At 64.6% G+C, this 2,268-nt stretch carries 2 protein-coding genes and 2 pseudogenes; 1 reads left to right on the top strand and 3 read right to left on the bottom strand.

Annotated elements, in window-relative coordinates:
• A pseudogene (locus F7R02_RS25010) lies at positions 1-106 on the top strand (IS5/IS1182 family transposase); the annotation flags it as partial.
• 199 nt (positions 107-305) lie between these two features.
• On the opposite strand, the gene F7R02_RS25000 reads toward F7R02_RS25010, so the two are convergent.
• The 3 genes and pseudogenes from F7R02_RS25000 to F7R02_RS24990 all read right to left on the bottom strand — a co-directional run.
• On the bottom strand, positions 306-1,193 hold the full coding sequence (locus F7R02_RS25000) for a TIGR01777 family oxidoreductase (protein ID WP_078589225.1): 888 nt from the start codon (positions 1,191-1,193) through the stop codon (positions 306-308).
• Positions 1,194-1,398: 205 nt separating this feature from the next.
• A complete protein-coding gene (locus F7R02_RS24995) occupies positions 1,399-1,992 on the bottom strand; it encodes a DUF4142 domain-containing protein (RefSeq protein WP_003486534.1) in 594 nt (197 codons plus the stop codon).
• Positions 1,993-2,162: 170 nt separating this feature from the next.
• Positions 2,163-2,268 (bottom strand): annotated as a pseudogene (locus F7R02_RS24990) (IS5/IS1182 family transposase); the annotation flags it as partial.

The raw sequence follows: 2,268 nt of genomic DNA, 5'->3' as shown, positions 1-2,268 counted from the left end.
CGGCCTGGCCAAAAACACCGCACACGTGCTGACCTTGTTTGCGCTCTCCAATCTGTGGATGAAGCGAAAGCAGTTGCTGCCGGCTATGGGGAGCGTGCGCCTGTAAACCAGGAAATTCCCACGGAAAGCGCCAGAAATGGCGAAATTCCAAAGATTCAAACGCCACTCTTCGGAACGACGCGACATCCCGCACTCTCAGGCCTCGTTATTCAGACCTTCCCTAGGCAAATATTAGTGCATGGCCGAACCGCACGCAGGCCAGGCCATGCATGCCGTTCGGCCCCGCTTGCTCAGGCCCTGCCCGCTCAGCGCTGCACAATGGCGCGCAGCGCAGCGTCCAGGTGGAGGTACTGAAAGCGGAAGCCGGCATCGAGCGCGCGTTGCGGCAGCACGCGCTGGCTGATCAGCAGCAGGTCGGCCATCTCGCCGAAGCCCAGCCGCAGCAAACCGCCCGGCAATGCCAACAGGGCGGGGCGGTGCAGCACCTGGGCCAGCGTGCGTGCGAAGTCGGCATTGGTCACCGGATTGGGTGCCGTCGCGTTGTAGGCGCCAGGCTGGCCTTGCTGCAACAACCACAGCAAGAGCGCAACCATATCGGCGCGGTGGATCCAGCTCATCCAGTGCCTGCCATTGCCGAACGGTCCACCGCCGCCGAATCGGAATGCCGGCAGCATGCGGGCCAGCGCGCCGCCATCGCGATCCAGCACGATCCCGGTGCGCACCCAGCTCACCCGCGGGCCGAGTGCGGCGATGGTGTTGGCTTCGGCTTCCCAGTCGCGGCACAGCACCGCAGAGAAGTCATCGCCGGCGGGCTCGGCTTCGGTCAACGCAGTATCGCCACGTTCGCCGTAGTAGCCCACCGCCGAGCCGGAAATCAGCACCGAGGGGCGTTGCGCGGCCGGCTGCTGCGCGATCCAGGCCTGCAATTGGCGCGTGATGCCCAGGCGCGATTGGCGGAAGCGCTGCTTGCGGGCGTCGGTCCAGCGACCGGTGGCCAGCGGCTCGCCAGCCAGGTTGATGACCGCATCGGCCTGGACCCCCTCCAGTGTGTGTACTGCGATGATGCCGGGCAGGCTGCGCGCGGCGCGGTGCGGGTCGCGGGTCAGCACGCTGACCTGATGGCCGGCCTGCAGCAATGCCGGGCACAAGGCCTGTCCAATGAAGCCGGTGCCGCCGGTGATGAGCAGATGCATGCAGGGCTCCTGGCCGAATCGATGCGGCACGATAGGCCAGGATCCCGCCAAGCGAGGTGAAGCTGGTACGGACAGGCGGCTGTGCGCTGCGCCGTCAGCTTGCGGCGTGGCCCAGCTACCTGGACGGCAGCGGCGCGTGCTGCCACTCAACGCAAACGCGCCGGACTGGCCGGCGCGTTTGCAGGGTGAGCGCTTGATCAGCCGTCTACTTGGACGACGACACCGCGTGGGCGCGTTCGAAATGCGCCGAAACCACGCGGCGCGTCTCTTCCAGATGCTGTTTGACCGGCGCGCTTTCGGCGGCGGGCAGCAGTTCCGAATCGATGATCTTGATGGTGTCGCCATGGTCGATGACCATGTTGCGCATGAATGCATTGCGGTACGCATCCTTGCCGTCCGGCAAGGTCAGCGTCTTGGACAGCGCTTCCACTGCCGCCTTGCCCTTGGCGCGCATGGCCTGTGCGCGTGGGCTCTCCGTTGCGCCAAGCGACTTGGTCTTTTCAAGGTTGGCTTGGTGGTCGTGCAGCATCTGCTGCGCGAACTCGCCGGTGGCACCGCCCAGATCCTGTGCGATGGCCTGCTTGGCGAGTGCGATCTCGTTGTCGTCGATCGCTGCCAGCACGCCCAGCACTGCGCTATCGCCCTTGGCCAACTCGGTCGCACCGCTGCCGCTGACGGGCGCAGCCGTCGGCTCGGGCGACACCGCTGGCGCAGTGCGCGACGCATCGCCGCCGGGGCGATCGCAGGCAGTCAGAGAGAGCATGGCCAATAGCGAAGCGGTGATAAGCGTGAATTTCATGAAGATCCTGGAATGAGTCGGCAATCGCCGACGTTGAAATGCAAAGGAGCCGCTAGGGAAGGTCTGAATAACGAGGCCTGAGAGTGCGGGATGTCGCGTCGTTCCGAAGAGTGGCGTTTGAATCTTTGGAATTTCGCCATTTCTGGCGCTTTCCGTGGGAATTTCCTGGTTTACAGGCGCACGCTCCCCATAGCCGGCAGCAACTGCTTTCGCTTCATCCACAGATTGGAGAGCGCAAACAAGGTCAGCACGTGTGCGGTGTTTTTGGCCAGGCCG

This window comes from Xanthomonas cissicola (genome assembly GCF_008801575.1).
Lineage (GTDB): Bacteria > Pseudomonadota > Gammaproteobacteria > Xanthomonadales > Xanthomonadaceae > Xanthomonas > Xanthomonas cissicola.
The sequence above is the reverse complement of the archived record's forward strand: the minus strand, read 5'-3'. Positions and strand labels throughout refer to the sequence as shown.